Source organism: Synechococcus sp. Cruz CV12-2-Slac-r, assembly GCF_024346075.1.
Lineage (GTDB): Bacteria > Cyanobacteriota > Cyanobacteriia > PCC-6307 > Cyanobiaceae > Synechococcus_D.
This window is the reverse complement of record NZ_JAGQEK010000147.1, coordinates 1-3775: the sequence shown is the minus strand read 5'-3', so window position 1 is coordinate 3775 and position 3775 is coordinate 1. Positions and strand designations below refer to the sequence as shown.

Sequence of the window (3775 nt, the reverse complement as noted above, 5' to 3'; positions counted from 1 at the left end):
TTCAATTTGCAGGCAACCATGCTGATGCTGATTTCTTGGTTTAAGCGCTTTGCAATTAGTGAAACCAAGGGAGCTAGCCAGCTTTATTGCTGAGCAAGAACCCAGCACCGGCAGGTTTTTTGGCAGTAACGCAAGGCTTGGCGGATGGGCGTGATCAGGCAAACCCTGGCTTAAAAGCAAGAGATGAAGATTTTCAGGTACCGGCCAGTCGTGGGGTAAGCGCCCTTCAAAAAACCATGTGGCAGAGCCAAATTGCAACGGGCCAGTGAGCCATGGATCCAGCAATACCCTCACACCGCCGAGCTCTAGCAACCATCCATTCGCTCCGTAGTAAGTGAGATGCATATCAGCTTTAAAACTTCGCATCCCTTCTAGCTTGGGAAGATGGGCCAGCAACGTATTACCAGCGAATCTGTGCTCACCGACCGGCAATTACGCAGTTGGCTGCGCTGCCATCGCAAGGCATGGCTAGATCGCCATGGCAACCCCAGTGAAAAAATATGGAATCCCCATAGGGCGCTGCAGCTGGCTGATCGCGAGCTGCGCTTGCAGGTGTTATTGCAAAACAAAGGTTCGATCAGGCAGCTGTTGTTGCAGCAAGGCAATTTGAGGGGTAGGCCCACCCTGCTGCTGCAGCGGCCGCAAGCAAGCCAATTAGGCGCTTTTAGTTATCAACCGGTGCTACTGCAGCCAGGCCGCCACGGCACCCGCGAACACCGCCTCACCCTTGCCTTTTGGGGGCGCTTGGTGGCCAATTATCAAGGGGCCCCAGTTACTACGGGCTTGCTGCTCACGCCCCAAGGCTTGAAGGAACCTGTGAATCTCACAGGCCAGTTGCCGCGCCAACTGGATCAAGCCCTAACCCGCCTCCAAACAGATCTCCAGCAGCTGCAACCGCCGCCACTCACCCAAGACCGCAAAAAATGCACGCTTTGCTGCTGGCGCCGCAGTTGCAACCAGGTGGCAGAAGCAAACGGCGAATTGAGCCAGGTGAGTGGTATTGGCGGAAAACGGCAAGAGCTATTGCAGCAGCTTGGTATTCACAATCGTTCCGCCTTAGCTGCGATTGATCCCATGGTGCTGATGGCCCGGCTGGAAGCCAACGGCGAACAGCGGCCCGAATTAGCACTCGAATTAATTGCCCAGGCCCGGGTGCAGGAAAGCGGCAACGCTGAACGGCTTGCGCCAGCAGACGAGCTAAATGATTCACCACTGCCGGAACTAGCTGCAGCCCCTGGGGTTTTGGTTTACGACATCGAATCAGATCCCGATGCTCGCGATGATTTTTTGCACGGCTTCTTAATCCTGCGCCGCAACAGCTCTGGCCAATGGCCTGCAACGGCAAGAGCCAAATATCAGCCGTTGCTTGCCCTGCAAGAACATGGCGAGGCAAGGCTTTGGCAGCGCTTGCAAGCCCTGCTTGCTGCCTATCCCGGTTGGCCTGTGTTGCATTACGGCGAAACTGAAGCAATTGCCCTGCGGCGCCTAGCTGCGCGGCAAGGGGCTGTAGCTCCTGCAGGTTTGATCGACTTACACAAAAGAGTGCGGCAGCATTGGCGCTTGCCTGTGGATAGCTACGGCCTTAAAGCTGTGGCCAGCTGGCGGGGATTTCGCTGGAGCCAACCGGCAGCCGAGGGGGCCCGATGTGTGTTGTGGTGGCGCCAGTGGCGTGCACGCGGTAACCGCCACCAATTGCAACGGATTTTTCAATACAACCGCGACGACTGCCTCGCTACCTGGGCAGTTGCTCAATGGCTGCTGAATGATGCTGCCGCCGGCAACGAAAACTGAACTCCAGCAAGGTTTTCACATTCAAACCAATCACGCCTTAGCAGTGCTAACCCCCAAGTGCCTTGAGGGCCAACTTGGCAAGAAGTAATGCTGCCAGCCCTTTCCCCATTTGGCCCCAGCAAGGCCGCGCCAGCTTGGGGCAACAGCACACCAGGCGGTGCATAACAGCGCCGCAGCTGCTGCTTTACCCCTGCTCGCGAATGCAACTTTGCAAGGGTTTCTTGCCCTAAATAGCAACCTTTATCGAGGCTCACCCGCCCATCAAGGCCAAGTTCAAATGGATTGATGCCTGCATTTAGTTCACCTGGAGCAGCGGGGATGCCCTGGCGGTAACGCAACAACTCCTGAAGATCAGCGCCTAGGGGCTGCACCTGCTGAAGCGCTGCAGGTAGTGGCGCTTCGGCGCTGAGCAACCAATGGCGACCAGCTAAGCCCCAACCGGCTCCATTTTCTGCCCCTTGCTCTTCTACCAAGCCATGCCATAGCAATGTTTCCAGCGCCTGCAATTGCACCTGATCAGCAGGAAAAATCACCCGATCCAAGGCGCGATACACCTCTGCTCCAGCCCCTGCGGTTACGAGTAATTCAGCGCCTGCCTCGCTTGCTGTTAACTCAGCAAGGGCCGCTAACCAGGCGGTGGCATTCACAAAACAGGTGGCTCGTTGTTCTCCAGGCGCTAAATCCAAAAGGGCTTGGCTGGTTTGGCCATGAAGTAAGCGCAAACTGCCCTTGCCATGGATTGCGATTCGGCTCACCTCAAAGCAAAACCGCCAAGGCAATGGGGGTAGGGCCCAGGGATCAAAACTAGAGGCGATTGCAGGGTTCATCAGCTCAATTGTTGGTGGATAGTTGCCACCTCACTGAGGCGATAAAGCGAATGCAACTCCAAACCCTCAGCCCTGAGTGCCGCCTCACCACCCTCTTCGCGATCAACAATCGCCACCACTCTCTGCACCAGATAGCCCGCTGCTCGCAGTTGCTGCACCGCCTTGAGAGCGGAGCCAGCACTGGTAACAACATCTTCCAAAAGGGTGATCAACGAACCCGCAACGGGTAGCGGGCCTTCAAGCCAAGCTCCAGTGCCATGGCCTTTTGCTTCTTTACGCACAATCAAGGCATCAAGATTGCGGCCAGCCAGCGCTGCCCCATGGGCCACCCAGCTCACCATTGGGTCGGCGCCGAGGGTGAGCCCTGCCACCGCCACCGCCTCAGGTTCCACCAGCTCAAGCAGCCTTGGTGCCAGCAGCAGAGCACCTTTGCCGCTGAGGGTGACCGGTTTGCAATTCACGTAATGCTCACTGCTCTTACCAGAAGCCAAAGTGAACTGGCCGCGCCTGTAGGCATGCAACGCCAACATTTGCAATAAGGGATCAAGGCTCAAAATTGCTCACTGGCGAAATAGCTAGATCGTTTTTAACCTGGCGCAGACCGTTACGCCTAAAAGAGCATGAAGTTCAGATTGCCTGGCGCTATTTCGATACTTTTTGGTGCTGGTTTATTGAGTTGTGTTTCTGCGCTCGCTGGGCCTGTAGTTTGCACCACCAGTTTTGAAGCCCCCAGTGCTGCAAACACTGAAATCAAATCAACAGCAGTGGAAGTAACCCGTTGTGGGCTGGTGCAAACCACTAACGATTTAATTGAGCAACGCTTTTTTTCTTACAGCTCCCCCTACGCCCGTGGCATTGATATCACTCACCAAATCACCGATATTCTGGGGATCAGCATGGGCGGTGGCGATGGCACCAAAGTGATGGGTTTTGGCTTCCCCGACCAAACCATCGTGTGGGATGGCTCCGCGGTAGAAAACACCACAAAAGCCTTAATGCAAGAGCAAAGCAACCCAATTCCACTGCGGGTACGCGATCTTCCAAGCAGCATGGGAAAATAGAATCTGGGAGACTAGAAACGCGGGGGTCTAGCAATCTGGTGAATGCAGCGAACTCATAATTCGCCTTAGCCGAGTTCGATCCTCGGGACCCCCATC

The 3775-nt window shown here is 55.6% G+C and carries 5 protein-coding genes and 1 tRNA gene; 3 read left to right on the top strand and 3 right to left on the bottom strand.

The genetic code is table 11. The features are described 5' to 3' along the window. Positions 1–366: MBL fold metallo-hydrolase (locus KB557_RS09580; RefSeq protein ID WP_255133635.1), on the bottom strand; the 366-nt coding region annotated here is incomplete at its 3' end. Positions 367–384: 18 nt separating this feature from the next. On the opposite strand from KB557_RS09580, the gene KB557_RS09575 reads away from it, so the two are divergent. Then, on the top strand, positions 385–1791 hold the full coding sequence (locus tag KB557_RS09575) for a TM0106 family RecB-like putative nuclease (protein WP_255133633.1): 1407 nt from the start codon (positions 385–387) through the stop codon (positions 1789–1791). Here KB557_RS09575 and KB557_RS09570 read toward each other — a convergent pair. Both KB557_RS09570 and pyrE read right to left on the bottom strand, forming a co-directional pair. Next, entirely contained in the window at positions 1749–2618 is an 870-nt protein-coding gene (locus tag KB557_RS09570; RefSeq protein ID WP_255133631.1) for a folate-binding protein YgfZ, read from the bottom strand. The genes KB557_RS09575 and KB557_RS09570 overlap by 43 nt on opposite strands. Beyond that, complete coding sequence (pyrE, locus tag KB557_RS09565) at positions 2618–3148, bottom strand: orotate phosphoribosyltransferase (RefSeq protein WP_255133637.1); 531 nt, start codon at positions 3146–3148, stop codon at positions 2618–2620. The genes KB557_RS09570 and pyrE overlap by 1 nt, the downstream gene beginning before the upstream one ends. A gap of 90 nt (positions 3149–3238) precedes the next feature. Here pyrE and KB557_RS09560 point away from each other — a divergent pair, with 90 nt between their 5' ends. Continuing rightward, positions 3239–3679, top strand: coding sequence for an Occludin/ELL family protein (locus KB557_RS09560; RefSeq protein ID WP_255133629.1), 441 nt, complete (start codon positions 3239–3241; stop codon positions 3677–3679). Positions 3680–3700: 21 nt separating this feature from the next. After that, positions 3701–3773: transfer RNA gene (locus KB557_RS09555), tRNA-Ile, on the top strand. Positions 3774–3775: the final 2 nt, after the last annotated feature.